This window comes from Candidatus Eremiobacteraceae bacterium, from assembly GCA_035710745.1.
GTDB lineage: Bacteria > Vulcanimicrobiota > Vulcanimicrobiia > Eremiobacterales > Eremiobacteraceae > JANWLL01.
This window is the reverse complement of sequence record DASTCX010000003.1, coordinates 36,999-62,443: the sequence shown is the minus strand read 5'-3', so window position 1 is coordinate 62,443 and position 25,445 is coordinate 36,999. Positions and strand designations below refer to the sequence as shown.

General features: G+C 63.0%; 24 protein-coding genes. 9 read left to right on the top strand and 15 right to left on the bottom strand.

The features are described 5' to 3' along the window. The first annotated feature begins 31 nt into the window (after nucleotides 1-31). Nucleotides 32-1,351 carry a GGDEF domain-containing protein gene (locus VFO25_00405; protein ID HET9341356.1) on the top strand — a complete coding sequence of 440 codons (1,320 nt, stop codon included), beginning with the start codon at nucleotides 32-34 and terminating at the stop codon, nucleotides 1,349-1,351. A gap of 118 nt (nucleotides 1,352-1,469) precedes the next feature. On the opposite strand, the gene VFO25_00400 is transcribed toward VFO25_00405, so the two are convergent. The 3 genes from VFO25_00400 to VFO25_00390 form a co-directional block, all read right to left on the bottom strand. Beyond that, nucleotides 1,470-2,900, bottom strand: a complete 1,431-nt coding sequence (locus VFO25_00400; GenBank protein ID HET9341355.1) for a class II fumarate hydratase — start codon at nucleotides 2,898-2,900, stop codon at nucleotides 1,470-1,472. A gap of 109 nt (nucleotides 2,901-3,009) precedes the next feature. Continuing rightward, on the bottom strand, nucleotides 3,010-3,576 hold the full coding sequence (locus VFO25_00395; protein ID HET9341354.1) for a hypothetical protein: 567 nt from the start codon (nucleotides 3,574-3,576) through the stop codon (nucleotides 3,010-3,012). Between the two features lie 4 nt (nucleotides 3,577-3,580). Continuing rightward, a complete protein-coding gene (locus tag VFO25_00390; GenBank protein HET9341353.1) occupies nucleotides 3,581-4,471 on the bottom strand; it encodes a proline dehydrogenase family protein in 891 nt (296 codons plus the stop codon). Nucleotides 4,472-4,567: 96 nt separating this feature from the next. On the opposite strand from VFO25_00390, the gene VFO25_00385 reads away from it, so the two are divergent. After that, nucleotides 4,568-6,481, top strand: coding sequence for a GMC family oxidoreductase (locus VFO25_00385; protein ID HET9341352.1), 1,914 nt, complete (start codon nucleotides 4,568-4,570; stop codon nucleotides 6,479-6,481). A 41-nt stretch (nucleotides 6,482-6,522) separates the two neighbouring features. On the opposite strand, the gene VFO25_00380 is transcribed toward VFO25_00385, so the two are convergent. The 5 genes from VFO25_00380 to VFO25_00360 all read right to left on the bottom strand — a co-directional run bounded on the left by VFO25_00380 (nucleotide 6,523) and on the right by VFO25_00360 (nucleotide 10,964). Continuing rightward, on the bottom strand, nucleotides 6,523-8,190 hold the full coding sequence (locus tag VFO25_00380) for a hypothetical protein (protein HET9341351.1): 1,668 nt from the start codon (nucleotides 8,188-8,190) through the stop codon (nucleotides 6,523-6,525). After that, nucleotides 8,187-8,891: a prepilin-type N-terminal cleavage/methylation domain-containing protein gene (locus VFO25_00375; GenBank protein HET9341350.1), complete on the bottom strand. Its 705-nt coding sequence runs from the start codon at nucleotides 8,889-8,891 to the stop codon at nucleotides 8,187-8,189. The genes VFO25_00380 and VFO25_00375 overlap by 4 nt, the downstream gene beginning before the upstream one ends. Further along, nucleotides 8,888-9,547: a prepilin-type N-terminal cleavage/methylation domain-containing protein gene (locus tag VFO25_00370; protein ID HET9341349.1), complete on the bottom strand. Its 660-nt coding sequence runs from the start codon at nucleotides 9,545-9,547 to the stop codon at nucleotides 8,888-8,890. Before VFO25_00370 ends, VFO25_00375 begins: the two co-directional genes overlap by 4 nt. A gap of 233 nt (nucleotides 9,548-9,780) precedes the next feature. After that, the gene (locus tag VFO25_00365) at nucleotides 9,781-10,266 is read right to left on the bottom strand and encodes a hypothetical protein (GenBank protein HET9341348.1); all 486 of its coding nucleotides are present in this window, start codon (nucleotides 10,264-10,266) and stop codon (nucleotides 9,781-9,783) included. Next, nucleotides 10,263-10,964 carry an MOSC domain-containing protein gene (locus tag VFO25_00360; GenBank protein HET9341347.1) on the bottom strand — a complete coding sequence of 234 codons (702 nt, stop codon included), beginning with the start codon at nucleotides 10,962-10,964 and terminating at the stop codon, nucleotides 10,263-10,265. Before VFO25_00360 ends, VFO25_00365 begins: the two co-directional genes overlap by 4 nt. Nucleotides 10,965-11,023: 59 nt before the next feature. On the opposite strand from VFO25_00360, the gene VFO25_00355 reads away from it, so the two are divergent. Beyond that, entirely contained in the window at nucleotides 11,024-13,066 is a 2,043-nt protein-coding gene (locus tag VFO25_00355) for a hypothetical protein (GenBank protein HET9341346.1), read from the top strand. A gap of 200 nt (nucleotides 13,067-13,266) precedes the next feature. Here VFO25_00355 and VFO25_00350 read toward each other — a convergent pair whose 3' ends face one another. Beyond that, the gene (locus VFO25_00350; protein ID HET9341345.1) at nucleotides 13,267-13,677 is read right to left on the bottom strand and encodes a cupredoxin family copper-binding protein; all 411 of its coding nucleotides are present in this window, start codon (nucleotides 13,675-13,677) and stop codon (nucleotides 13,267-13,269) included. Nucleotides 13,678-13,765: 88 nt separating this feature from the next. Then, nucleotides 13,766-14,974 carry an MFS transporter gene (locus VFO25_00345; protein ID HET9341344.1) on the bottom strand — a complete coding sequence of 403 codons (1,209 nt, stop codon included), beginning with the start codon at nucleotides 14,972-14,974 and terminating at the stop codon, nucleotides 13,766-13,768. Between the two features lie 124 nt (nucleotides 14,975-15,098). On the opposite strand from VFO25_00345, the gene VFO25_00340 reads away from it, so the two are divergent. Both VFO25_00340 and VFO25_00335 read left to right on the top strand, forming a co-directional pair. Continuing rightward, nucleotides 15,099-16,691 (top strand): peptide ABC transporter substrate-binding protein, encoded by a 1,593-nt coding sequence (locus tag VFO25_00340; GenBank protein ID HET9341343.1) that lies wholly within the window; start codon nucleotides 15,099-15,101, stop codon nucleotides 16,689-16,691. A 104-nt stretch (nucleotides 16,692-16,795) separates the two neighbouring features. Beyond that, nucleotides 16,796-18,616 carry a GAF domain-containing protein gene (locus VFO25_00335; GenBank protein HET9341342.1) on the top strand — a complete coding sequence of 607 codons (1,821 nt, stop codon included), beginning with the start codon at nucleotides 16,796-16,798 and terminating at the stop codon, nucleotides 18,614-18,616. A gap of 56 nt (nucleotides 18,617-18,672) precedes the next feature. Here the strand turns inward: VFO25_00335 and VFO25_00330 are convergent, their stop codons facing one another. The 3 genes from VFO25_00330 to VFO25_00320 all read right to left on the bottom strand — a co-directional run bounded on the left by VFO25_00330 (nucleotide 18,673) and on the right by VFO25_00320 (nucleotide 21,725). Continuing rightward, the gene (locus VFO25_00330) at nucleotides 18,673-18,930 is read right to left on the bottom strand and encodes a hypothetical protein (GenBank protein HET9341341.1); all 258 of its coding nucleotides are present in this window, start codon (nucleotides 18,928-18,930) and stop codon (nucleotides 18,673-18,675) included. After that, complete coding sequence (locus tag VFO25_00325) at nucleotides 18,927-20,129, bottom strand: branched-chain amino acid ABC transporter substrate-binding protein (protein HET9341340.1); 1,203 nt, start codon at nucleotides 20,127-20,129, stop codon at nucleotides 18,927-18,929. The genes VFO25_00330 and VFO25_00325 overlap by 4 nt, the downstream gene beginning before the upstream one ends. Before the next feature lie 222 nt (nucleotides 20,130-20,351). Then, a complete protein-coding gene (locus VFO25_00320) occupies nucleotides 20,352-21,725 on the bottom strand; it encodes a TIGR01777 family oxidoreductase (protein HET9341339.1) in 1,374 nt (457 codons plus the stop codon). A 99-nt stretch (nucleotides 21,726-21,824) separates the two neighbouring features. Between VFO25_00320 and VFO25_00315 the strand changes: the two genes are divergently transcribed. Genes VFO25_00315 through VFO25_00305 form a run of 3 tightly spaced genes read left to right on the top strand, consistent with a single transcriptional unit; the run spans nucleotide 21,825 to nucleotide 23,654 of the window. Next, on the top strand, nucleotides 21,825-22,343 hold the full coding sequence (locus tag VFO25_00315; protein HET9341338.1) for a YbhB/YbcL family Raf kinase inhibitor-like protein: 519 nt from the start codon (nucleotides 21,825-21,827) through the stop codon (nucleotides 22,341-22,343). Between the two features lie 13 nt (nucleotides 22,344-22,356). After that, nucleotides 22,357-22,848 (top strand): GNAT family N-acetyltransferase, encoded by a 492-nt coding sequence (locus tag VFO25_00310; protein ID HET9341337.1) that lies wholly within the window; start codon nucleotides 22,357-22,359, stop codon nucleotides 22,846-22,848. A 2-nt stretch (nucleotides 22,849-22,850) separates the two neighbouring features. After that, nucleotides 22,851-23,654: an SDR family oxidoreductase gene (locus VFO25_00305; protein ID HET9341336.1), complete on the top strand. Its 804-nt coding sequence runs from the start codon at nucleotides 22,851-22,853 to the stop codon at nucleotides 23,652-23,654. Here VFO25_00305 and VFO25_00300 read toward each other — a convergent pair. Together VFO25_00300 and VFO25_00295 are read right to left on the bottom strand one after the other, a co-directional pair. After that, a complete protein-coding gene (locus tag VFO25_00300; GenBank protein ID HET9341335.1) occupies nucleotides 23,651-23,911 on the bottom strand; it encodes a DUF6582 domain-containing protein in 261 nt (86 codons plus the stop codon). The genes VFO25_00305 and VFO25_00300 overlap by 4 nt on opposite strands. A 111-nt stretch (nucleotides 23,912-24,022) precedes the next feature. After that, nucleotides 24,023-24,514 (bottom strand): hypothetical protein, encoded by a 492-nt coding sequence (locus VFO25_00295; GenBank protein HET9341334.1) that lies wholly within the window; start codon nucleotides 24,512-24,514, stop codon nucleotides 24,023-24,025. Between the two features lie 145 nt (nucleotides 24,515-24,659). Here VFO25_00295 and VFO25_00290 point away from each other — a divergent pair, with 145 nt between their 5' ends. Next, nucleotides 24,660-25,346 (top strand): sulfotransferase, encoded by a 687-nt coding sequence (locus tag VFO25_00290; GenBank protein ID HET9341333.1) that lies wholly within the window; start codon nucleotides 24,660-24,662, stop codon nucleotides 25,344-25,346. Nucleotides 25,347-25,445 lie beyond the last annotated feature (99 nt).

Below are 25,445 nucleotides of genomic sequence, written 5' to 3'. Positions count from 1 at the left end.
GCGGTTTCCAGGAAGGGAATTACTACTAGGTATGGATCAGGCAACGGCGCCACCGCTCGCGCCCGAAACGGATTCCGCGACGCTGGGGTGGGCCGGGGTCTGGGGCGGCTTCACCGTCATGGCGATCGCCGCCATTCTCGCGCTCTCAGCCTGGACTTCGTCGTATCCGGCATCCGGTGCGTTCGTTTCGGCGATCGGAGCCGTAACGGCCGTCGCGTATCTCGCGACGGCATTCTTGCTGTCGAACCGCCTAGTCATCAGCCGCTCGCCAGCGCTCGTCTTGCTGGCCGCCGCGTACATCATCTGCGGCATCGCGATCGGCGCGTACACCGTGACGTATCCGGGCGTCGCGCCTGAGTGGTGGCCGTTCGGACCGGCGGCGTCGAGATGGTTCTGGGTCGTGTGGCATGGCGCCGCCGCGCTCGGCATCATCGGATTCATCGCGCTCGACGACGAGTGGACGAGCAGACGCGCGCTCGAGATCCCCGATGCCGGAGCTCGCAATGTCGTCACCCGGGTGTTCTTGCGCGACGCGGGCGCGTTCATGCGCGGTCCGCTTCTGCTCGCGGTCATACTCGTCTGCGGCTCGGCGGTGTGGCTGTGGCGAGATCCCTCGTTGTTCAAGTCGTGGTTCGGTGCGACCGTGCTGCCGCCGGTATGGGTCGCGACGCTCTTGTTCTTGTGGCTCGTCGCGATCGGGTTGCTCGCAGTCGCGCTGCGTCGCGACAGCATCGTTCGCGCATGGCTCGTTCTCGCCGCGACCGCGTCGTTCGCCGACGTCATCGCCGTCTCGTGGTCGAACGGGCCATCGACGATCGGCTGGTACTTTTCGCAGGCGTGCGGCGTCGTCGCCGCGATCGTCTTGCCGATCGTGCTGCTCGCCGATCTTCGCAAGAAGCTGCTCGCAGGCGAAGCGAGCTCGACGCTCGATCCCTCATTGACCGATCAGCAGACCGGCTTTGCCAACCGGCAAGGTTTGGTCATACAGCTCGGCCGCATCGCTCAGCTCGCCGCGGTCGACCGTTCAGGCTTGACCGTAGCGGTCGTCGAGGTGCCGGATGCTGCCGATGCGGCTCCGATGATGCGCCGGCTGTTCCGCGCGTCCGACATCGTCGGACGTACCGCCGAGCGAGAATTCGGCATCATCTTGACGCCCGGATCGAGGCCTTCGCTCGGCTGGCTTAAGCGCCGCCTCGGCGACGACGAACGGCTGCGCGTCGGCATGACGGTCGTCGATCCGACCGGGCCGCGGCCCGTCGGTGATCTCCTCGACGAAGCGCTCTCGCAAGCGCGCGAAAACGTCAAGGAGATCGATTCGCACTCTCCGCCCTCCGAACCGATCGCCGTCTAACGCGTTCAACTAGAAATAGGGAGCGGTCGAGCTTTAGCTCGACCGCCGCGGCCTCGATATTTAAAGGGGGAGCGGTCGACCTTTACGGTCGACCGCCGCGGTTTTTACGAGCTAGCGGCTAGCCCCCGCCGGCGCCGACGCGATCCGCGCTCGGCTCGCACATGAGCGCCGGATCAAGGATCTTCGCGAGCTCCTGCTCCGACAGCTTCGTCTGTTCGCGTGCGACCTCGCGGATCGTCTTGCCGGTCTTCGCGGCTTCCTTCGCGATCGCCGCGGCGGCGTCGTAGCCGATGATCGGCGCCAGCGACGTGCACATCGCAAGCCCGCGCTCGACCATCTCGGGTCCGCGCGATGTCGCCTTCAACCCGTCGACGCACTGCGCGGCGAGATTCTTCGACGCATTCGCGAGTATCGAAATCGATTGCAGGAGGTCGTAGGCGACGATCGGCATCGTCAGGTTGATTTCGAAGTTGCCGCTCTGACCGCCGACGGCGATGGCAGCATCGTTCCCGATCACTTGCGCACATGCCATGAGCACCGACTCGCAGATCACCGGATTGACCTTGCCCGGCATGATCGACGATCCCGGCTGCACGGCCGGCAGATCGAGCTCCCCGATGCCCGCGCGAGGCCCTGAACCGAGCCACCGGATGTCGTTCGCGATCTTCGTCAGCGAAACGGCGATCGTCTTGAGCGCCCCGCTCGCGGCGACGCAGTTGTCGAGGGTCGACTGGGCTTGGAAGTGGTTCATCGTCTCGTGGATCGGCAGGCCCGTCATATGGGCGAGCCTCGCGCACGCCTTGTGTGAGAACTGCGGGTGCGTATTGATACCGGTGCCGACCGCCGTGCCGCCGAGCGCGACCTCACTCAACTCGGCGATCGCCGCCCTGGCACGCGCGATGCCGCGTTCGACCTGACCGCTGTAACCGAGAAATTCTTGCCCAAGGCGGATCGGCGTCGCGTCTTGCAGATGCGTGCGCCCGGTCTTGATGATGCCCCAGAACTCTTTTGACTTCTTATCGAGCGAGGTCTTCAGCCTCTCGAGCGAGGGGATGAGGTCTTCGTTCATCGCGCTCGCCGCCGCGACGTGCGTCGCCGTCGGGATGACGTCGTTGCTCGACTGTCCGAAGTTGACGTGATCGTTCGGGTGGATCTTCTTCTCTGTTTTCTTCTTCGACGCCGCGAGGTGCGCGATGACCTCGTTCGCGTTCATGTTCGTCGAGGTGCCCGAACCCGTCTGAAAGATGTCGACGACGAACTGCGCGTCGAGCTTGCCGTCGATGACGTCGCGAGCCGCCTCGGCGATCGCCGAGGTTATCTCGCGATCGACGAGCCCGAGCTCCGAATTCGTCTCGGCCGCAGCGAGCTTGACTTGACCGAGCGCGCGGATGAAGCGCCGCGGGTAGCGCAGGTCGCTGATCGGGAAGTTGAGCACGGCGCGCTGCGTGCTCGCTCCATACAGTGCGTCGACGGGGACTTGCATCTCGCCCATCGAGTCTTTTTCGGTTCGGGTCTTCGGGTTGCCGTTGACGCTCATGTCAGTCCTCATCAAAATCGCTGGTTCTGTACGCCTTTGCTGCCGTCGGAGCGGTCGACCTTCACGTGAGTCCGCTCGTCAAAACGGCCGAGGCGAGGCGTTGTGGAAAGGTCGCAACGACCTAACTGACTGGCGCACCCCCGCGGCGGAAAGTCAAGATTTCGGTGCCCATAGGCACGCGCGCGACGATCGTACCGATGAAGTGGAGCGCGCCGACGACCGGCTGCGCGTCACCCGCTGCGGCCGCGACCTCCTCATAGTAGACGCCGAAGTGCGGCAGCGATCGCGAGCGGATGAACTCGGCCGCGCTCACGTCGTAATCCTCATCGTCGGCGCCGCCGGACTCGAGCGGCTGGCCTTCCCAATAGGACTCGTACGACCATGCGCCTTCTTCGTCGTCGTACGAGAAATGTAAGACCTCAGCGCCGAGCAGATCGGAGAGTCCTTCGGCGACGCCGCCGTCATCGACCGGATGGCCGTCCTCGAGGACCGCGATCCAGTCGTCTTCAGGCGGCAAGACCGCGAAACTGCGGACGATCTTCGCCGATGTCGTATCGTCGGGCGTCGGCTCGATGCCGCGCTCGTAGACTGGTGTGCGGTCGGATTCGGCCATGAGGTCGACGAGCGCGTCGCGCACCTCGCCGAAGGGACGCTCTTTCACATAGACGGTACCGAAGCGAAACGCCATCACGTCACTTCGAGAACAGACTGCGCACGACGAAAAATACGTTCTCTTTTCGCTCGGCGAGACGTCGTGCGAAATACCCGGCCCAGTGCGTGCCGAAGGGGATGTAGACGCGCAGCCGATGACCGCCGGCTACGATCGCGCGTTGTCTCTCCGGCCGGATGCCGTAGAGCATCTGGAACTCGAAGCGATCGGCCGGGATTTTCTGCTCTCTCACATAGGCGAGGACGCCATCGATCAAGCTGTCGTCGTGCGTCGCGATCCCCGGATATTCCCCGTTCGAAAGGAGCGAGCGGGCGAGATCCATGTAGTTGCGCCGTATGTCCGACATCTTCTGATATGCGAGCTCGGGCGGCTCTTTGTAGGCGCCTTTGCAGAGTCGAACGCGAACGCCGGACCTGATGTGGCGCACGACGTCGTCCGCCGCTCGCTTCAGGTAAGCTTGGACGACCGGTCCGACGTTTTCGTACGACGCCCGCGCGCGATCGCAGATCCGATACGTCGAGTCGACGGTTCCCGAGCCTTCCATGTCGAGCCTGACGAACATGCCCGTCGGTCGTGCCTTCGCGATGATCCGCTCGAGATTCGAAACGGCGAGGTCTTCGCTTATCGCTTGTCCGATGGCGCTCAGTTTCACCGAGACGTTCGAATCGACGCCCGATGCGTTGATCCGGTCAATCATCTCGAGGTACGTCTGCGTCGTCTGCACAGCTTCGCGTTCGTTGAGCACGTCTTCGCCGAGAAAATCGAGAGTCGCGGTGAGGCCGTACCCGTTGAGCTGCTTGACCGCTTGGATCGCGCTGTCGATCGTCTCGCCCGGCACGAAGCGGCGCGCGAGGAAGAACAACCTGCGTTGAAGGCCCGGTCGCGCATTGAGAGCGTCAGCGATGAGCGCCATGACGGCCCAGGTTAATCACCGCGCTTCGAGACGCCTGTCCCTCGAGCGCGGTCGCGAAGCGCAGGAAGCGAGTAGCGGCCCCACGGAGTGCGGCGCGTGACGATCGGCGATTTCACCGACCGAGAATCAGCGACTCTCGATGCGTTGCTTGCGACGTTTGCGCCGCCGGACGCGGACCGTTCCATCGCGGGCGAGGCGCTTCGCACTGCGCTGCGCCGATTAGCTCCCCACCGGCTCGCGAAGATCCGCACTCTCATCGGCATGCTCGATGGACCGCTGCTGACGTTCGCGCTGAGCGGCAGATGGCAATCGTTCGCGTCGCTCGATCTTCGCAGTCGCGAGCGCGTCTTGCTCGCGATGGCCGACAGTCGGCTCGCACAACTGCGGATGGGTTTTCAGGTGTTCAAGCGGTTGTGCGGCTTCGTCACGTACGCTGCGACCGATGAGGCCGGCGCAAATCCGCTTTGGCCGTCAATCGGTTACCCAGGCTCGCGGTCGGACATCCGTACGATTTCGGATCTTACAGTCGTTGAGGCCGCCGGCGATATCGACTGCGACGTCGTCGTCGTCGGGTCTGGTGCCGGAGGCGGCGTTGCCGCGGCGCTCTTCTCGCAAGCGGGCCGTCGGGTCGTCGTACTCGAGGCGGGACCTGCACCCGACACTATCGCATCGATGCAGCGCGAGGCCGACGCGTTCGGTTCTCTCTATCTCGAGTCGGGCTTGTGCGCGACCGACGACCTTTCGATCTCGGTGCTTGCCGGCTCATGCATCGGCGGCGGCACGACGGTGAATTGGTGCACGTCGCTCCGGTTGACCGACAAAGTGGCCCGACAGTGGTCAGAGGCCTCCGGCGGGATCGACTTCAGCACATCGCTTGCCGGTCCGTACCAGGCCGTGAGCGAGCGACTCGGCATCACAACGACTCATCTCCACAACGAGAACAACGCCGCCTTGCTGCGCGGCGCGAGATCGCTCGGGTGGCCGCATTCCGAGATCCCGAGAAATGCGTCGCATTGCGGCGATGGCTGCGGTTATTGCGGATTCGGATGCGCGTACGGCAACAAGCGCTCGACCGCTCAGACGTATCTTCGTGACGCCGTCGCCGCCGGCGCGAGCATCGTCGCCGGTGCGCGCGTCGAGCGCATCATTATCAAAAATAGACGCGCTGCCGGCGTCGAAGCGACCCTTACCGACGGCAGGCAGATGCATGTCCGAGCGTCGACGGTCGTCTTAGGTGCCGGCAGTTTACGTTCGCCTGGCATCCTCCGTCGCAGCGGCGTCGAGTCGCCGCACCTCGGCAAGCACCTACGCCTTCATCCGACGACCGCTATCTTCGCCGAATTCGACGAACCGGTCGAGATGTGGCACGGACCGATGCAGACGATCGTCTGCGACAAGTTCGAGGATATCGACGACGGGTACGGTGCGAAGTTCGAAGCGGTGCCCGCCCACCCTGGCCTTGCGGCCTCTGCGATAGCTTGGCGATCGCAAGAGTCGCACGCCGCGGTCATGGCGCGACTTCGTAACGCAGCGGCGCTCATCGTATTGACCCGCGATCGCGGCGAAGGCTCGGTAAGCGACGACGGCCGCGATGACGTCCGTTATCGCGTCGACTCATTCGACGGTTCCCACATGCTCGCGGCGCTCGCCGGGCTCGTCCGCCTCGCCTTTTCGGCGGGAGCTCGTTCGGTCACGACGCTCCACACCGATCCGATCGAGCTCGAGCGCCGCCGCGCGTCCGATAAGAATCTTACGTCGTTCGCACGCACGCTGCACGCACGGGGCGTTGCGCCGAACCGGCTCGCAGTCTACTCAGCGCATCAAATGGGAACGTGCCGGATGCATCGCGATCCCGCGCAGGGCGTCGTCGATGAGACCGGTCGAGTGCATGGCGTCGAGGGCTTGATAGTCGTGGACGCGTCGGTCTTCCCGCTATCGAGCAGCGTCAATCCGATGCTGACGATCATGGCGCTCGCACACCGGTCGGCGACACAAAATCTATCGGCCTAAACCGATATCTCTATGTTTCGGAGAAGGTTTCGGCGTTCGATCTAGCGCGGAGCCGAAACGCCCCAGCCGACATCTTGAATCGCGACGATCGAGTAGAGGTTTGTGGTCGGTGAGAACGGCGGCGGGACGGCGCCAAGGCGTGGGTCGTACGTCTGAGCTCGCAAGTAACCTGCGATCGGATCGCCGTTGGTATCGACGGTTCCCATCTTGCCGCGCAGATTTTCGATGTCACTGCCGTAAAGCGTCAGTGTTCCAGTGCCACCGCCGTTGCAGCCCTTTGCGCTGCAATAGCCATTGGCGAACCAGCCGCCGCAGTTATTCTCAATGCACTCGTTCGCATAACCAGTCAATACCATAGCCTCGATCAGAGGGTTATTATTTCCGGACTTGAGCGAGACCGTGTCAGCCCACAACGCCAACTCATCTTGTGATGGACCGTTTCGCGGGTCGCTTGCATCGGTGACGCTGCCGCCGAGCGTGATGCCCTCGTTGTTGACCGGTGGGTCAGGCACGGCAACGGTATATTGTCCGTGCACGGTGCTACCATCGCTAATGGATAGGCTACCATCGACAAAGATGGCACCATTACCAAGGCTGGAATCCGACTGTTCGCCCGACGCGACGCCCGTGTACGTCTTCGTCGAACCGCCATTGACTGAGACGGTCGTCGTGTTTGCGCCAAAATCAACAGTGACCGTCGTTGTAGCGAACGATGGGCTGTTGATCGTCCATGTTTGCGTTCCTGAGGACAGGTCACCGTTCGGGCTAGCGACGCTGGTCGACGAGATGGTCACATTGCTGCCCGATACGAAAATACCGCTGCAGAGCGTGCTTGACGGACAGTTAGGGTCACCACCGTTTACGTAGACACCCGCGTTCTGTCCGGCGTTTTGCAAGTCAGTCAGGTCGCCATGTTGGTTGTCGCCGTAGAACGCCTCGCTGAAAATGTCAAGATTTTGCGCGAACCCCGGCAGATTGACGGCGCTCTGCGTGAACGAAGGGCCACTCGTTCCGAAGACCGAGTAATATTCTTGCTGCGTGTTCGGCTTGCTGTGGTTGCCGTCTTCGATGTCCATCCACTGGAGATTTTGCTGGGGTTGGTCGGTAGTGAAACCCATCGGGAAGATCGGCGTCGTCGAATTGCTGTCGTACATGATGTGCATGTTGCCGCCGGAGTAAACGGGGCCGTCGAAGCTTTGCTTCGACGAATACCAGATCGGGCCGCCGGTGTTGCTGTGCTCGGACTCGCTAAAATGTGCGTAGGCGCCGAACGGCACTTGTTTGACGAGCGCGACGATTTGCCGATCGACTTCTTTGTCGGGGGTTGGGAACGCGCTTCCGTTCGAGCGGATAAGATAGTAGTTGATACCGTTGCCATTCCAGGTCTTCGCGATCGTCGCAGTGCACGACGATGAAACGCTGCCACCGCCGGGTCGGCCGAATTGGCATGATACGGTCTGAGGGGGCTGGCCTCCTTGGATACCGTTGTCGTAGAACTCCTCGATGGAGAGGATCATGAGGTCGACACCCGAGTACGCGGCCGCTACTGCGGAGGCGGAGTCGGCGCTCTCGATTGAGCTTTGCGATTCGAGTGCAAGCGCGTCGATGACCGAACCCATTAGGATGAGGAAAACGGAGACTAGCAGGAGGACGAGGATAAGCGCCGCTCCCCGCCGCGGTTTGCGATTTCGCGCGCGTGCGGCGTTCATTTCGACTCACCGAACGTGAGGGGCGTGATCACAGACGACAGGTGATAGAGCGTTCCTTCGTGACTGTTCGCGCTGTGGTCATCGTAGTCGAAAATTGAAATGTCGATCCTGTAGCCCTGGCCGTACGTGCAGTTCCCGCCTCCATTCCCACACTCGGCCTTCTGCACCGTAAAATTTTCGACGTTGCGGGCGATTAGGCGCGACGCCGCTTTGTCACCGCCCGTGCAGTCGCTTCGCGTTGGGTCGATCGGCGCGGTCTGCTCGATAAGATTGTGCGGTTGGAAGATCGGATCGCTATTGGACACTGACGAATCCGGCACGACGAAGATCGTGACCGTGTCATAGCACGGTTTCGGCACGCCGTTCTGGGTTGGAATGCAGCTCAAGTCAAGGCACTGCGTCTTGGTGAATTGCAATGTTGGTCCGGCTGTACTCGCCGGCTGAACAATGGCCGGCGACGGAAGAGCGGCGGGATCGACGCTGTCCACAACGCTTGCTTGGCGCGAAATGTCATCCACTTTTGCGATAGCTACTCGCGCTTGCTGCTCGGCCGAAAGATGAGAGTCGATGCCGAGGTAGTTAAAGACAACGGCTCTGAACTCGAGGGCGGCGAACGACATCACGACGCCCATGACCGCCATCGCGACGAGCATTTCGACGAGTGTGAAAGCGCGGCGGCACGATCTCCTTCGCACCGTCATACACCGATACCGGTGGGTGAGGGCGACGGGCCTGGACTATGGTTACCGCCACCGCCACCACCGCCGCCCGATCTGGTCGGGTTGGGCGTTGGTGTTGGTCCACTTGGCGTTCCGGCTGGGGGCGACGTGTAGCGAATCGCGTGGTACTCGTATATGGGCGAGCCAGTGTCACGGCGGACCCACACGGTTAGGTCTGCCGCATTTGGGTCACCGTTGTGCTCGCTCGCGTTCCACATGTACTGTACTTCATCACCGACCGGCGCGGGACTCGCGCCCTGATTCGGTTCGCCCTGCTGCGGCGCGCCGACATCGGAGTACGGAAATGAGCAGCCGGGTTGCGGAGGTGGTATCGAGTGCCAGCTCGGCGCGGGACTTGGCCCTGAGTCAGTATATGGGCCAAGTGCCACGTAGCACGAATCGTCGGGGCCAGTGTCCCAATCGACGCCGCCGTTCGGACCTTTCCAGAATCCCGGATCTGCTTTCATCACGCCGAGGAGAAAGTTGGCGCTCGAGATCTCGATGCTGCGGTCAGCGGCCGAATCGGCCTTCGTGATGTTCGTCAGATCGGCCGTGATCATTACGACGATTACTGAAAGAATAGCGATCGCGACGATCACTTCGACGAGCGTCTGCGCACGGCCAACGCCGCGTCGCATTCGAAGGATTCCCGGGATCCGCTCGTCCGTGTGCACGTATCGCTCCGATAAAATACGAAACTAGCCAGTGGCTTTGTCGGCCGCCTATTTGCCGCTCGATCCCGAGCGCTCCATCGCAGGCCGTCGACGTTCGATTCGCCGGATGTCCCGACCCTGGCAAACCCACGTTTGCGCGTCAGGTCACCGACGGCTCTGGCCGTGTGACCCCGGACACCCCCTGCTTGTTACATCGGTCACATTTGCAAAAATGGGTGTCCCGCAGAGTCGACCAATTCCGCGCAGGTCGTCCAAACCTCTCGTCCTTTGAGAGGGCCGTCCTTGATCATCACGCGGACTTCGGTATCGGCTCGGCCGCCGTACGAAAACGACTGGACGGTCTCGACCTGCGCTGCAGTTCCGTTGGGGACCGGCATGACGTGATCGGCGACGGTCGCGAGCTGACCTTGCACTTGCGAGTCTGAGTACGAGCGATTCGCCGCGGCGGCATCGATCGTCACCTGGAGGTAGCGCTCGAGCCACTTGCGATCGGCATATGCCCACGCTGTCGCAGCGCCGCCGAGCGTACCATCGAGCCGCACGTTATCGCCCTGCTTCGGCATCGACCGATACGGCGCAGGCGAATCGGCGTTCGCCGCGTGGCCGAAAAGCAAAAGTCCGCCAAGCGATGCAAGCACCGTCATGACGACGATCGACTTCTTCGCGCGCTTGCGATCCGTCATACTATAACCTCCGACTTGCGTTTCGGGCGCCACTCATCGCCGAGAGCGACGGAGCCCGATCGCACGACCGAGCAATACATCCCAAAGCGGCCCCCATGTTTTTCGACGACCAATCTCAAGAACGCCGGATCCATCGCGAGCGTTTCGGGGTCGATCGTCGTGAGCACGCAGCGATCGCACGGGTATTGTGCGCGCAATAGCGCGTCGCCGACAGCGATATCGTGACCCGCCCAGGCGTCTTCGACGAACGGCTGCAGGCCGCTGCTGTCGACGACGAAATTCGGCCGAAATCGGCATGGATTGACGAATGCGCCGTAATCGTCCGTCAGCGCTCGCAGCGATGCAGCATTGACGACGAGGATGTCGGCATCATCGTGGATCGCAGTCTCGAACGACTGAAGCGAAACGGGCCGTTCGATCTCCGCGCTGAGCGCCTCGAGCCAACCGGGGGCGTGTACGTCGTGCTCTTCGCCCGCCGGCGTGCGGACGTACGCTTTGCCGTCGCGGACCGATGCGCCATAACCGAGCAGTCGTCGCTCGATCCGGGCGGTCAGGGGCCTGCCGGCGCGATTCGGATCGGAATCCATGAGGGCGTAGCGCCTGTCGAACGGCATGCCGCCATTGCCGAGTTCGACCGAGCGCAACGGTTCGCCGCCCAAAGACTTGACCGGGTAGCGCCAGATCTGGACGACGCGCATCGCTCGCTGATTCTCTAGAGCCCGGGGGTTTCCCGTACTCGCGGGGTAATCACCCGTGCATGCGCATGCGCTATCTGCTTTTCGCCATCGCCGTGGTCGTCAGCTTATGCGGCGCGGCGCCGCGGGTCTCGAGCGTCCCTCCATCAGCTGATAGCGACGTCGCCTTGAGCGACGGCCGCGTTCTTCACGTGCTCGAACTGCCGCTTGCCCGCCTTGACGGCGTCGTGCTCGACGGCGCGACGTTCGATGCTTCGGGAACGCGCGCCGTACTGCTCGCTCGCTTTTCGAACGGATCCATCGACGGAGACTGGCGCCGCGCCTCGCCGACGCAGGCGTACGAATTCGATGTCGGCCGCCGTACGCTGACCGAGCTGACGGCAGATGGTCTTGCGACAGCGGTCCGATGGTCCGGCTCGTCGGGCGTTATCGTCGTCGACGGTGGCCGGTCTACGTCGTTCGACGTCGGCAGTCCGGCTGCAACCTCGATTCGCGGGAGCATCCGGCTCGACCGCGTCACCGAGGCGACCACCGGCGCGCTCGTCTCGCCCGCGGACGAATTCCGTCTGCAAGTGCTCAAGCAAGATGATGGCTCGTACGCTGTCGGTCAGGTGGGCGCTGTGCGCTTGCGGACGATCGCGATGTCGGCCGACCATCACCGCGCGCTCGTCGGTTCGTTTGTCGTCTGGATCGATGGGTCGAAAGGCCACGGTACGTCGTTCGCGCGCGTCGGACCCGATGACGTGTTGCCGCCGTCGTTCACTGATGACGCGTACGGCAAAACATTGACACCGGTGCTGCCCCTCGGCCATCTCACATATCAAGGGGCGTATCGAAACGGCATAGCGTATTTCGCGTTTTCGTATGGGCTGCGGCGAATCGTCGCAACGACAAGCGACTTCGTCAACTATTCGTATCCCACGATCCCGGCACAACCGGACTATACGGTCGGCGACGGGCTCGGCGCTGGCGCCGACGGTATTCTCTACTTCGCGGATCCCGAGAACCGCGTCGTTCAGATCTGGCGAAACGGGCGCTACGTCGAATTTCCGTTGACGTTCCCTGACGATGTGAGCGACACGAACCGGCTCTTCTCGGCATTATCGAACTTGACATCGGGCGATCGCGTGTGGCCACCGGTCCATCCGGACCAAGACGCGCTCGACGCGGCGATCCTCGAATGGCGAATCTATCCTCTTGGTGATGTGACGGGCCAAGGCTGGGTAGCTTCCTATCTCGGCCGGGTATACGCCAGCGGCGCTGACCGCCGCTTCCACGAGATCCACGAGCCTGCGTTCCCGTTTGCGGTGCTCAGCCGTACCGACGACGGACGCATCTGGGGCGCATCCGTCAAGTCAATATTCGTACGCGGTGGCCCGGTAGCGCGTAGCGCGTCGATAGTATGGTCGAGCCGCGATGGCATCCACTGGACGAGCGTGGGCGAAGTCGACGGCAGCCCCGGCGCCGTAGCAATCCTTGGAGGTCGACTTTGGGCCGCGTTATCAGCGTACGAAGGAGATGGCCCGGGTGTCGAACTCTCCGAATTTAGTGGCCAGACCTACGGCTTTGTCCGCCGGCAACCGACCGGTGCGATCTACGCAGGCGAGGATCTCTTCTTCGCCGACCTTCGAGGTGAATGGTATCTCGTCTGCGGTGGCGAGCCGGGAACTCGGAGCGACGATACATCCGGAGCCCTCGTCGCTCTCCACCTCGATCCGACTGCGCTCACGAGTGGCGGGAATACCCAGCGGTTCCTCGACGAGCGTCTTCCATTTAGCCTTGGGGATAAGGCGGGCGGACCGTTCACGCGTCCAAGCATGGTGTCGCTCGCGAACACATTGACTATCGTCGGTGACGACACACCGGGAGTTGCAAGATGTTGCCGCTGGATGACGCCCGAGGCGTTGCAGCGCTTTCAACTGGAGTACGCGTGGATGCCATATCCTATCGCGAGGATCATTAGCTCTTTGAATGGCGACACTGCGATAGTCACGCGGACGCTCGAGCGGGGACCGCTGAACGTGGAGGGCCAAAGGGAGCGCTGGACTCGAAATGCAGCTGGTACGTGGACGTTGCAGGCCGTACTCGAGCGTTGGAAGATCTGAGGCACGCAAGACCCTTAGAAAATGGAGCGGTCGAGATTTATCTCGACCGCCGCGGTTTTACCATACGCCGAGCTTCGCTCGGCCTACTACATTCGTGTGACCGAGAAAAATGGGAGCGGTCGAGATTTATCTCGACCGCTGCGGTTTTACCATACGCCGACCTTCGCTCGGCCTACTACATTCGTGTGACTGACCGTCGACTAGTAACCGGAATCGCCCGCGGGCGACGGAGATGGCGCCGGTCCGCCGACGACGATCGTCCCCTTCATCGACGGATGGTACTTGCAGATGATCTTGTACGTGCCGGCCTTGGCAAAGGTATACGTCCACGACTGGCCGGTGTCGAGATTGCCGGAATCCCACGTGCCGGCTGCGTCGCTCGCGGTGTGCGACGCGGTGTCGAGATTCTTGAACGTCACCGAGCCGCCGACGGGCACCGACAACGTGCTCGGATTGAACGCGAAATCTTTGATCGTGACAAGCATCGGCGTCGCCGTCGGCGTCACGGCCGCCGTCGTCGATGAATCGGCCGACGCGGCGTAGCGTCCGACCGTGACCGCAGCAACGGCGGCCAGCGCGAACGTCGCGATCGTCTTGAAGTTCTTTGTCATTCGGGTCCTCCTACGAGTCGACCTGATCGATTGGTCGCCCAAGACGTCAACGCTTCGACACTCCCGTCCGTCACCACTCGCGAGGATTTCAGTCGTTTTTCACGTGGCGAGCTTGAATAGCGAGAGGCAGCAACAGCAAAGTTCCGGCGCCACAGAGTGCCGCCGCTGAGCCAAAGGCGATTCCTGGGCCGAAAAGCTGCCACAGCAGCCCCACGCCGGCGCTCGAGACGAAGTCGCCGACGCCGTTGACGGACGCGAGTACTCCATATCCTGTACCGCGCCGATCCGCCGGCAATAACTGGGTCGCAAACGTCCCTTCCATCGGTTCGACGATCGCGACGCCGATCGCCGCGATCACGAACGCGATAACGACCGCGACGATCGAAGCCGACGCCGTCGCAATGATGGTAGCGACGATCGTGAAGAGCGCGAATGCGATGGCGAGCAGGCGGCCCGCGCCTATCCGCTCGCTGAGCAAGCTCGCGGGAAACGACGATGCCGCTTGGATCGTGTTGTGGAGGAGATAGAGACCGGTCGCATACGTCACGGTCAGCGTGCCGCTGACGTGCGGCGCGAAAGCACGCATCGCGACGAGGACGAGCAGCGTCGCGGAGAAGTTGCCGGCCCCGAAAACCCCGGCGGCGATGAGATAGCGGAGGAACGTTTTTGGAAGGCCGGCGAGTGCGAGATGCAACGGAGCGCGTGGCGGGGTCGAACGCGGCCGCTCTTTGACAAACAGGTACGACAAGCCGGCGAGTACACCGGGGACGACGCCGATCAATATGGCGTCGCGCGTCTGCATGCCGATGGCGATGAACGTCATCGCAAGTGCAGGCCCGATGACCGCGCCGACCGTGTCGAGCGAGCGTTGAAAACCGAACGTGCGGTTGATATATTTCGGGTTCGTGTCGTCGACGAGGAGCGTGTCGCGGATAGGACTGCGAAATCCGCGAGCGGCCCACGCAACCGCGCGCATCGTGATGACGCCGACCGTCGACTGCATGAGCGCGATCGCAGGCATGAAGATGCCGACGCCGAGATAGCCGGCCATTGTCCATGCGCGGCGGTGCTTCGTGCGATCCGCGAGGACACCGCCGGTCAACTTCAGCGGAAACGCGATGCCGTCGGCTAGGCCTTCCATGAGACCCAGCGCGGCCGGACCGCCGCCGAGCGACGTGATGAACGCGGGCAACAGAGGGATGATTAGCTCGTAGCATGCGTCGGAAAGCAAGCTCGCGATCGCGATCGCGAAGACGCTCCGTGTCAGCCAGGGTCGCTCTGATTCGCTCTCGGGCATCGCCCGTGCTTATGGGGAATCGACTCACGCTACCTTCCTTATCACTGGTTTGGGAGCGGTCGAGATTTATCTCGACCGCCGCGGCCATGCGGAATCGACCCAGATGTCGCCGAAGGCCGCACTAATGCGAGATCGATCGACCATCGTCGTACTTGCGGCGCTCGCGACACTGATGCAAGCGGGTTGTTCGCAGCCTGCCCAGACCCGTACCGCGATCGCGTTCAACATCAGCGAGGATCCGCATTCGCTCGATCCGCTGCTCGCGCAAAGCGACGATGAGCAGCAGATCGCTCATCTCGCCTTCGACATGCTTGTCGACGTCGATCCGGGTGGCAAGCTCGTGCCCGCGCTTGCGACAGCCGTGCCCAGTTCGACGAACGGCGGGATCAGCCAGGACGGCCGCACGATCACATACCACCTTCGTCATGGCGTACAGTGGCAAGACGGAGCCCCGTTCACGTCACACGACGTCTGGTTCACGTGGCGAGCGATCATGGATCCACGCAACGACATCGCATCGACGCGCGGATACGATCTGATCGAATCGATCGACGCGCCCAACCCGTACACCGCAATTGTCCGCCTCAATAAGCCGTGGGCGCCTGCCGTTTCGACCTTTTTCTCCTACGGCGTGCACCCGGTGCCGATCATCCCAGCCCACCTGCTCGAAGGACACACCCTTCGCAACGCATCGTTCGACGAGCGCCCGATCGGCACGGGGCCGTATGAGGTCGCGAGCTGGCAGCGCGGCGACCACATCACGTACGAGGCGAATCCTCACTACTATCGTGGCGCGCCGAAGACGCATGAGATCGTCGTCCGCGAGGTGCCGGATATCAATACCGACTTGACGATGCTTCGCACCGGCGATCTCGATTGGTCGCTGCTCTCGCCGGCGCAGCGCATCGGTCTCGGGGATGCGCCGGGCATGCGGTTCGTCTTCGCGCCGTTCGCTGGATTCGGCGCGATGGCGTTCAACTGCCGTCGTCAGCCCTTTGACGACCTGCGAATGCGTGAGGCGATCGCGATGTCGATCGACCGGACAACGCTCAGTCGCGATATCACCCACGGCCAGTATCCGGTGACCGACGTCGATCAGCCGACGTTTTCATGGGCCTACTCGCGAACCGCCAAGGAGCCGGGCTTCGATCCGGCAGCCGCTGATGCAGCGCTCGACGCGTTAGGTTGGCGACGCGGACCGGACGGGGTGCGTCAAAAGGACGGAAAACCGCTCTCGATCGTTTTCGCGACGTTTCCCGAAGGCGACACCGCCGTCCGGACGTCGATCATGGTGCAGGCGATGCTGCGGACGCGCGGCATCGACGTCACCGTGAAGAAGGTGACAGTCGCGCAGTTCTATCTGCCGAAGTCGCAGCATGGATTGCTGTTGTCGGGCGAATACGACCTCGCGTACCTCGCGTGGCGGAGCGGCGAAGATCCGGATGATTCCGACTTGGTCACCTGCCGCGGCATTTCGAATTTCGCCGGTTACTGCGACCCCGCGATCGATGCGCTCGAGGCGAAGGCGCTCGGAAGCTCGGACCAGACTCGGCGCGCTTCATTATACAAGGAAGTCCAGGAGCGGATGGCGCGCGGTCTGCCGTACCTCTTCTTGTATGCTCCCACGTACGGGTTTGCGGTGCGCGACGACGTGACCGGCGTTCAGCCGACGCCGTTCTCGCCGACCTGGAACGCCGCCGACTGGATCAAGAAATAGGACTTCTGTAGCGGTCGAGCTTTAGCTCGACCGGCCGAGCGAACCTCGGCGGTCGTAGAGTCACGCCCGGAGGGACGCAACCGCCTACCGGAGTAGCGAACACCATGTCATCTGTCGGACCGGCGGGCGCTCAGAGCTCCGCTCACGATACTCGTTGGAAGTGGGCGTTATTCGCTCTTTGTGCACTGCTCGGGATCGACGTGATGACCGTAGCGATCGGCGACCTCGGCTTAGGAGGCCGACAGATCTACGGGTTTTACGATAGCGGCCAAGTCACCACTCCCGGGATGGCGTACATCGAAACGATCGTGCAAGTCCAACCGGGTGGTGCAACCGAACGTGCGGGCCTCCGAACTGGCGACCGTGTGGACTTGCGCGAACAACCTTTCGCCACGCGCGTCTACATGATGGCGCAGCCGGTGACCACCGAGCCTCTGAAAATAATCGCCATCCGTGGCGGCAAGCGGATTTCGACGACGCTCGTGCCGAGTCCGGCGGGTGATAACGGCCTCAAGCTCGCGACCATCATTCTTCCGATGGTGACGTGCCTCTGGTGTCTTGGCTGTGTGGCGCTCATCGCCGCGCGGCGCTGGTGGTCGCTAGAGGGCCGCGTTCTCGCCGTGGTCTTGACGTCGGTCGGAGTGGGGATGACCGAAACGCCGGACGTCTCATTCCCTAGCCCGGCTATCAGCCTCATCGCTTGGTCGGCGATCTGGTTCTTGTGGTTCACGTCGTTCGCGCTCATCGTCTGGTTGGCGTCGCGGATCGGTGCGCGATCGCCTTGGCGCGCGGTGCTTCAGTGGACCGGTTATGCCGCCATCGGCTCGATGGTGGGCGCTGTCGCGTTGTGCGACTTCGGTTTGGTCACGCTCCTGGTCGACCCCGGCACGTTTGCCTGGATCAATCCGATCATGTCCAACGCCGCGATCGGTGTGGCCCTCCTCGTACTTATCATCGCTTGCGCCGCGGTCGGGAGCTCGCCGAAGCTCGAAAAGCCCCGCGCGGCCTGGCTCCTGCTTCCGGTCCCGATCTCGCTCGTCGGAAGCCAGCTCATGCAGAACCTCCAGGCCTTCGCCCAATCGTGGGTCTGGAACATCACGTTTGCCATCATGTCGGACGTGTTCTTGTTGGCCGGCGCGTTCTTCGTCACGTACGCCTTGCTCAAGCGACGAGTCCTGGACGCCGGTTTCTTGTTGAGTCGGACGCTCGTTTTCGGCATCGTCTCGCTCATCGTCGTCGCCGCGTTCGTCCTCCTCGAGTGGCTTCTCGGCTTGACCGTCGCCGGCGCCAGCCATGCCCCAGGTCTCATCGCAAACGCGGCGCTCGCTCTCGTCCTTGGCGTCTCGATGAACTTCATCCATCGTCGAGTCGACTCGTTCGTCGATGCAGTCTTCTTCCGAAAGCGCTACGACGACGAACGTGCGCTTCGCGATTTCTCCCACGAAGCGGCCTTCGTCACCGAACGCGAGGTCCTGCTCGATCAGGCGGTCGACAAGATCCGTTCGCACACCGACGCGCGTAACGCCGCGCTTCTCGTACTCGACAACGACTTGTACAAGGCGGCTCGTGGATTCGGCGACGTTCCAGGCGCGGTCGACGAGAATGATCCCGCGATACTTGCCCTCAAGGCGAGACATAAGCCGTTCGATCCGCACCCGTATACGACCGAGATGCGCGGTGATCTAGCGGTGCCGATGGTCGCGCGCGGGCATCTCGTCGGCGTTCTTCTCTTCGGCGAGCGAGCGAGCGGCGAGGCGTACTCGCCGGATGAGATCGAGGCGCTCTCGGAATTCGCTCACGGCGTCGGTTCGGCGCTCGACGGTCTTGGAAATGGGGCGCGCGAATCCAGCTCGGCCGCGCTGCTCGGCACCATCGATTCGCGCCTCGAGAACATCGAGCGACTGCTGTCGGATCGACCGACGTAGCGGCATTGCCGCGGCGGTCGAGATAAATCTCGACCGCTCGCAAAAAACGTTGCGCGTTATTTTCTTAGGTAGGTGTCTTCCGACGCGTTCGTCAGGAGGCCGGCGGTGGTGAGCGCGTCGAGCAACTGACGCGTTCGCTTGCGGTCGTGCTTGTTCGGCATCCCCATCCAAAGCATCGCCACCTGCGCGACGGTCACCGGGCCGTCGACCGACATGACGTTTTTCGCGACGAACTCGGTCGTGAAGCCGAGCGATTTCATCGTCGCCTCCACATCGGTGCCGGCGAGCGCGGCCGTTAGCTCGTCGGCCGTCAACGCAGCACCTTACGCTGCTGCGAGATGAAGACGTACTTCCCGTTCCGCACGGTCCAGAAGCTGACGACCGGCGTCGTCACGTCGCCCTGCGGTGTGAACGCGATGGAGCCGAGCGGTGTGTCCGGCGTCGTCGAGCGGGCGATCTCATCGACGACCTGCTCGCGGGTCGGCGGCACGCCACCGTTCGACTCCATGAGCTTTCGGATCGACTCGACGACGATTTCGGCTGCTGCGTACGAATTCGCCGAGTACGTTCCGAGGAGTTGACCGGGGAAACGCGCCGAGTAGTCCTTCAAGAACTGCGCTGCCTCGGGCATCGCGTTGAGATTCGGCGAACCGTCGGAGCAATAAATGCCGTCGGCCGACTTGCCGGCCGCGAGCACGAACCCGTCCTCTTTGATTCCGTCGCCGCCCATGAACGCCGACGTCATCCCGAGCTGCACCATCTGACGTCGCAACTCGCCCGCGCCGCTCGCGACGACGCCGCCGAAATAGATGAGATCGGGATGTCTACCCGCGACGCGCGTGAGCAACGGAACGAAATCTTGCTGCTGCGCCGTGAGGTGCGAACGCTCGAGAATGGTCCCGCCGAGCCGTGTGAACGCCGATGCGAAGACGTCCGCGATGCCCAGCCCGTACGATTCGTTGTCATCGATGACGTAAGCGCGCCGCGCGCGTAGGACATTATACGCGTAGTCCGCGTCGGCGGAGCCCTGCAGATCGTCGCGCAGCACGGTTCTGAAAAACGTGCGATACGCCGGGTTCGTGCGACGCAACGCGGCGGCGCCGGATGCATCATCGGTGAGGCCGACCGACGTCGTCGTCGGCGACACGAGCGCGATCTTCGCCGCGTTCGCGACCGGTATTTCGGCGCGCGCGACGCTCGAATTCTGCGGGCCGACGATCGCGAGGACGCGCGGATCCTGGATCAATGACTGCACGTTTCGAACGCCCTGCCCATCGTTGTGGACGCCGTTGACCGTGTCGTCGAGCATCTGGGCGCGCAAGAGGTAACCGCCGGGCAATCCCTTTTTCGCTTCCTGCTCGATCGCGAGCAAAGCGCCATCTTCGGTCGGAACGCCCGCAGTCGTGTCGGCGCCGCTCGTCGCGAAATCGCCGCCGATGATGATGACCTTGTCGTTGGAAGGTGTGCTAGAACCCCCGCCCGACGACGCGCAGCCCGAGGTTAGCGCGGTCACAAACGCAAGCGAAACTGCGAGAAACGTCGCGGCGCCGAGGCTTCCGCGAGTGCCGAAAGTCGTCGCAGCACCTGAAACAAATCGAGCGATACGCGATATACTTAATCGGAGGACGAAAATGATCATGACCACCCAAATGCTCTTGCTGGTGAGCCACCCGACCGTCATCGTGTCCAACGACCCGTCGAGCGGATTTGAAGGCTGGGGCGTCCGTATCGGCGCCTAACCAGGAAAGATCTCTCCGAGCACGCGACGTCGGAACGCAAAGGCGGATTCGATGTCGCGGCGCACGAGGCTCCGCGCGATTTCCCCGAGCGGCGCCAACGGCAGCGCATACTCCACCCGATCCCGCACGAGCGTACCGCTCCCTTCCCTTTCAAACCGATGCACGTGCTTCCACCATAGGTAGGGGCCGCGCACCTGCACGTCCGTGAAGCCTTGGTCCGGAACCCATTCCGTCGCGAGCGATCGCCATTTGATCGGCACGCTGTGCACCCGCAGCGAATAGTCGACAGTTGTGCCGAGCCGCATCGTCGATGCAATGCTCAGGATCCGCCACTTGAGCTCCGGCGGCGTCAAGCGTTCGAGGTTGCGGGTTTCGCTGAAAAATGCGAAAACTTCTTCCAACGGGGACGCGATGCGCTTCTCGGATTCGAAGACGTGCAGGGCAGCCTTTCGCCCCGAACCACCGCCTAGCGCATCGGCCATCGCCGCTTCGAGCGTCGGGTGACGCCACGCGAACCCAAGCTCGGACGCGCGGCGCGGCATCAGCAGCTGACCCGCGAGTATCGATTCCGCGAATTCGCCAAGCGCGGGCCGCAACGCGAACGCAGGCGCGACCGCGAACGACGGCCGCCCGAGGGCACCCGCCAACGCGGCCATGACGCGCGCGTTTGAGGCGTAGTCCGGTGCGACCGCGCCGATCGCTCCGGCGATATCGCTGCGATCGAGTGCGAACAGGTACATCGCGACGAGATCGTCGATGTGGATCCACGGCATCCACTGACGTCCGCTGCCGATCGGTCCGCCGGCGCCGAGCGAGAATATCGGCTGCAGCTTCCCCATCGCGCCGCCTTGGCCGAGTACGATGCCGGTGCGCAAACTGCACTGGCGGATGCCGAGCGCACCCGCGGCGCGTGTCTCCCGCTCCCAGTCGACGCAAACGCGAGCGAGAAAATCGCTGGCGGGGGCGCTTTGTTCATCGAGTATTTCGTCACGCCGATCGCCGTAATAGCCGGTCGCCGACGCCGCAATCAGCGCGCGCGGTCGCTTTTCGAGTTTTTCGAGGGCGGCGACGAGATTGTGCGTGCCCTTGACGCGCGAGTCGTAGATCGCGCGCTTCTTCTTCTCCGTCCAACGTCCGTCGACGCTTTCGCCGGCGAGATGGACGATCGCGTCGAGTCCCTCGAGCGCGCTCGGATCTGCGTTTGGATCACCGACGTCGAAAAAGCGTGTTTGCGCGCCAGCCTCTACCGGCTTGCTCGCTGGATTTTCAGCCGAGCGCGTGAAAACGATGGGGACGTCGCCGCGCGCACGTAAGGCCGCGACGACCGCGCGGCCGATGAATCCGGACGCTCCCGTGACGCCGACGCGCATAGAGCGATTCAACCTCCGGCTACCTGCGTTCACCTCGCGTCGAGGAGCGGCCTGGGAATGCGGTTCGTCGCGTCGAAGGGCCGCTGCGAGGTTTCCGACATGAAGCAAATGACGATCTCGATCGCGGCCGCGCTCGCAATTATCGCCCTCTCGCTCGCCCAATCAAGCGCGAAGACGACGTTCGCCTTGCAGAGCGATGCGTTCAACGACGGTGCGACGATCCCACAAGTGTACTCGTGCGACGGGAAAAGCATCTCGCCGCAATTGAGCTGGACGGGCGCGCCGGACAAGACGAAGTCATTCGCGTTGACGGTGTTCGATCCCGATGCCAGACAAGGCGCCGGCTTTTGGCACTGGGTGCTGTACGACATTTCGCCGGATGTCTCGTCGCTTGTCGCCGGAGTCCAAAATGCAGGGATGGATGGCACGAATGGACGCGGCAAGACCGGCTTCACCGGCCCGTGTCCGCCACCCGGCGACACGCCGCACCACTACATATTCACGCTCTACGCGCTCGATTTCATGCCGAAGGGCGATTTCGACGGACCGCAGCTCGACGACGCGATCAAGGACCACGTGCTCGAGAAGGCCGTTCTCGTCGGCCGCTACGGCCGCTGAGCCGCCCGAGGCGATGATCATCCGGCGTGCGACCGAAAGCGACGCCAGGATGGTCGCCGCCATCTACAACTACTACATCGTCAGCTCGACGTCCACGTTCGAAACCGAGCCGGTCGATACGTCGACGATCGCCTCGCGTATGCGCGAACGGCTCGAACGTCACGACTGGCTCGTCGGCGACGTCGACGGGCGGATCGCCGGCTACGCATACTATGGAAGCTTCCGGAGCCGCCCGGCGTACGGCCATACGGTCGAATCGACCGTCTACGTCGACCCCGATGAGATCGGCAAAGGTTACGGGAGACAACTCTACGCGGCGCTGCTGGGATCGGCGGGCGCTAAGGGGTTCAAACAAGCCATCGGCTTCATTTCGCTGCCGAGCCCGGCGAGCATAGCGCTCCACCGCTCCCTAGGGTTTGAGGAAGCCGGCTTGCTGCAGGCCGTCGGATTCAAGTTCGATCGCTATATCGACGTCGCGGTCTATCAGCGCGGCTTGACGGCATGACCATGGATGTTCGTGACGCGACGGCCATCGTCACCGGCGCCGGGGGCGACGGCTCGGGTCGCGCTATCGCATGCCGCTTCGCGCGTGAAGGCGCCGCGGTCGTCGTATGTGACGTCAACGAAGGCGGCGCGCGGGCGACTGTTGAGCGCATCGCGGGCGAAGGCGGCCGCGCGGTCGTCGACACGACGGATGTCCGATCCGATGATAGTTGCCGCGATCTCATCGCGCGAGCGGAGAAAACGTTCGGTCCGCTTCGCGTTCTCGTGAACAACGCGTCGGCGCCGTACCATCCCGAAGATCGGCTCGAATATTGGCGAGAGACGGTCGAGACGGATCTCCTCGGTCCGATATTTCTTACCCGTCACGCGATCGACGCCATGCGGGCTCACGGCCGAGGCGGAGCGATCGTGAACATGACCTCGATCTCTTCGCTGCCATATGGCGGCGACGTCATGGCCGACGTCGCGGCGTACGACGCCGCGAAGGGCGGGCTTATGCGACTGACATGCGGCCTTTGGTGGTTGGCGCAGAGCGATCGCATCCGACTGAATTGCCTGGCGCCCGGCTGGATCGCGTCGACCGGACCGCGTGAATATTGGGAATCGCTTTCGCCGGACGAACGCAAGGCGCAGGTCGTTCCGTCACGGCTGCTCCCGCTCGATGACGTCGCGGACGCGGTCTATCGCTTGGCGACCGACGAGCGTCTAGCGGGGCGCGTCATGGTGTGGCATTCGGAAGACGTACCGCGCCTCATAACATTCGGCGATCGCGGCTACGAGTCGCTGGAAAGATACGATCCCGCTTAGAGGTCGTGCCAGTCGTCAGTCCGCAGGACGACGTCGTAGTACGCTGCCGCCTTTTCGATGTTCTTGAAAGCGACGTCGCGCTCGGCATCGGTGACGCCGTCGACTTGACCGAAGCGCGCGATCGCGCTGCGCACGTGGGCCGCGTTCGTCAAGGGCTCCGAACGTTCGGCGGGAAATGCGAAGGCGGAATCGGGAAGTTTCGACCTCGGCGTATCGGCTGGACCGTCGAACGGTCGCCAGGTCGGCTCGATCTGCATTAACTGGTTCCTCCCACGGTTTCGCATCACGTCACATCACCGAGGCGTAAAGCATGAGTACGGCCGGCTGCTTCGGACAGGCCGGCCGTACTGCTTGGTGCGGGCTGCTCTTTACCTCGGAGGCGACGTGGGCATCGGCGTCGGCGCCCCCATCGATTGCGTCGGTGTCGTGACGGCTGCGGGGATGTTGCCGCAGGCGACGTACGTCGAGATATTCGTCATCGACTGGTGGACATTGATGGCGAATCCGCCTGTCTGCAACGCGCTCAGCGGCACGTTGAGCGTCGTCGCCGATTGGCCGCCGGCCACGGACGTCAACGGATAGGTCGGCTTCGGATCGAGTTTCGCGCACGTGCCTTGATGGATGTGGGCAGGCTCGACCGCATCCGCCGCGACACCGTTGAGCGCGATGACGACGTTCGTCTTATTACCGGCGCTCGTGAGCGTTGCGGAACCCGTTTGGTTCGAACCGCCGATCGCTTGCAAGGGAACGACGATCGTGCCCGGCGCGGGCGCGGGGGCGGACGCGGCCATCGATTCGAGGCGCGGAACCGCTGCGAGCGCGATCGCGAAGAGCAGAATCGCAATGGTTGATCGCTTCATGGAGACCTCCAGAGAGTGGGTACGTCATTCATCTACCCCGCTGCGGGGCGCGCTACAATCCTCGAGCCTGCGCCCGGTCGGCCGTGGGGTAGCGATACCAAAGGCAAACAACGCCGCCGTGTCATAGAACAGCCGCGACGTGGATATGCAAGTCATCGGCGCAGGATTTGGCCGAACCGGAACGCTTTCGCTCAAGACGGCGCTCGACCGTCTCGGCTTTGGCCCGTGCTATCACATGGTCGAGGTCATCGAGAATCCCGCGCATGCCGAAGCGTGGTATAAAGCGTGCCATGGCGGTTCGGTCGACTACAGCGTGTTCGATGGTTATCGATCGGTCGTCGACTGGCCCGCGGTCCACTATTGGCGCGAGCTCATCGAACACTACCCAAAGGCCAAGGTCGTACTCTCGATCCGCGATCCGGAGAGCTGGTACAAGAGCGTGAGCGACACGATTTACGGTCGCATCACGACGCCGGTAGCGCCGGACGCGCCCGAGTGGCAGCGCCGGCATCGCGCGATGACGCGGAAGATCGTGCTCAAAGAGACGTTCGGCGGACGCTTTTTGGATAAGAAGCATGCGCTCGAGGTCTTCGAACGCCACAACGATGAAGTGCGCAAGACTGTTCCGCCGTCTCGCCTGTTCGTCTACAGCGTGAAAGAGGGATGGGCGCCGCTCTGCGACTTCCTCGGCGTTCCGGTGCCGGACGAGCCGTTCCCGCGCGTCAACGACACCGCGTCGTTTCTCGCATGGAATGCATCGGACGACTGGACCCGTGATGGGCAGGCCGCAGCCGAGCGCGCCACCCACCCCGCCGAAAAGCGTCCGGACTAAGACTCTTCCTTATACTAGGGATGGGGAGCGGTCGAGATTTATCTCGACCGCCGCGGCCTTTACACTAGGAATGGGAGCGGTCGAGATTTATCTCGACCG

Coding starts and splice junctions, on each gene's coding strand:
- VFO25_00405 (HET9341356.1), top strand. CDS start 32: ATGGATCAGGCAACGGCGCCACCGCTCGCGCCCGAAACGGATTCCGCG.
- VFO25_00370 (HET9341349.1), bottom strand. CDS start 9,547: ATGCGACGCGGCGTTGGCCGTGCGCAGACGCTCGTCGAAGTGATCGTC.
- VFO25_00340 (HET9341343.1), top strand. CDS start 15,099: ATGCGAGATCGATCGACCATCGTCGTACTTGCGGCGCTCGCGACACTG.
- VFO25_00395 (HET9341354.1), bottom strand. CDS start 3,576: ATGGCGTTTCGCTTCGGTACCGTCTATGTGAAAGAGCGTCCCTTCGGC.
- VFO25_00295 (HET9341334.1), bottom strand. CDS start 24,514: ATGAAGCGATCAACCATTGCGATTCTGCTCTTCGCGATCGCGCTCGCA.
- VFO25_00310 (HET9341337.1), top strand. CDS start 22,357: ATGATCATCCGGCGTGCGACCGAAAGCGACGCCAGGATGGTCGCCGCC.
- VFO25_00320 (HET9341339.1), bottom strand. CDS start 21,725: ATGCGCGTCGGCGTCACGGGAGCGTCCGGATTCATCGGCCGCGCGGTC.
- VFO25_00355 (HET9341346.1), top strand. CDS start 11,024: ATGCGCATGCGCTATCTGCTTTTCGCCATCGCCGTGGTCGTCAGCTTA.
- VFO25_00400 (HET9341355.1), bottom strand. CDS start 2,900: ATGAGGACTGACATGAGCGTCAACGGCAACCCGAAGACCCGAACCGAA.
- VFO25_00360 (HET9341347.1), bottom strand. CDS start 10,964: ATGCGCGTCGTCCAGATCTGGCGCTACCCGGTCAAGTCTTTGGGCGGC.
- VFO25_00315 (HET9341338.1), top strand. CDS start 21,825: ATGAAGCAAATGACGATCTCGATCGCGGCCGCGCTCGCAATTATCGCC.
- VFO25_00350 (HET9341345.1), bottom strand. CDS start 13,677: ATGACAAAGAACTTCAAGACGATCGCGACGTTCGCGCTGGCCGCCGTT.
- VFO25_00390 (HET9341353.1), bottom strand. CDS start 4,471: ATGGCGCTCATCGCTGACGCTCTCAATGCGCGACCGGGCCTTCAACGC.
- VFO25_00305 (HET9341336.1), top strand. CDS start 22,851: ATGGATGTTCGTGACGCGACGGCCATCGTCACCGGCGCCGGGGGCGAC.
- VFO25_00365 (HET9341348.1), bottom strand. CDS start 10,266: ATGACGGATCGCAAGCGCGCGAAGAAGTCGATCGTCGTCATGACGGTG.
- VFO25_00290 (HET9341333.1), top strand. CDS start 24,660: ATGCAAGTCATCGGCGCAGGATTTGGCCGAACCGGAACGCTTTCGCTC.
- VFO25_00335 (HET9341342.1), top strand. CDS start 16,796: ATGTCATCTGTCGGACCGGCGGGCGCTCAGAGCTCCGCTCACGATACT.
- VFO25_00375 (HET9341350.1), bottom strand. CDS start 8,891: ATGACGGTGCGAAGGAGATCGTGCCGCCGCGCTTTCACACTCGTCGAA.
- VFO25_00300 (HET9341335.1), bottom strand. CDS start 23,911: ATGCAGATCGAGCCGACCTGGCGACCGTTCGACGGTCCAGCCGATACG.
- VFO25_00345 (HET9341344.1), bottom strand. CDS start 14,974: ATGCCCGAGAGCGAATCAGAGCGACCCTGGCTGACACGGAGCGTCTTC.
- VFO25_00380 (HET9341351.1), bottom strand. CDS start 8,190: ATGAACGCCGCACGCGCGCGAAATCGCAAACCGCGGCGGGGAGCGGCG.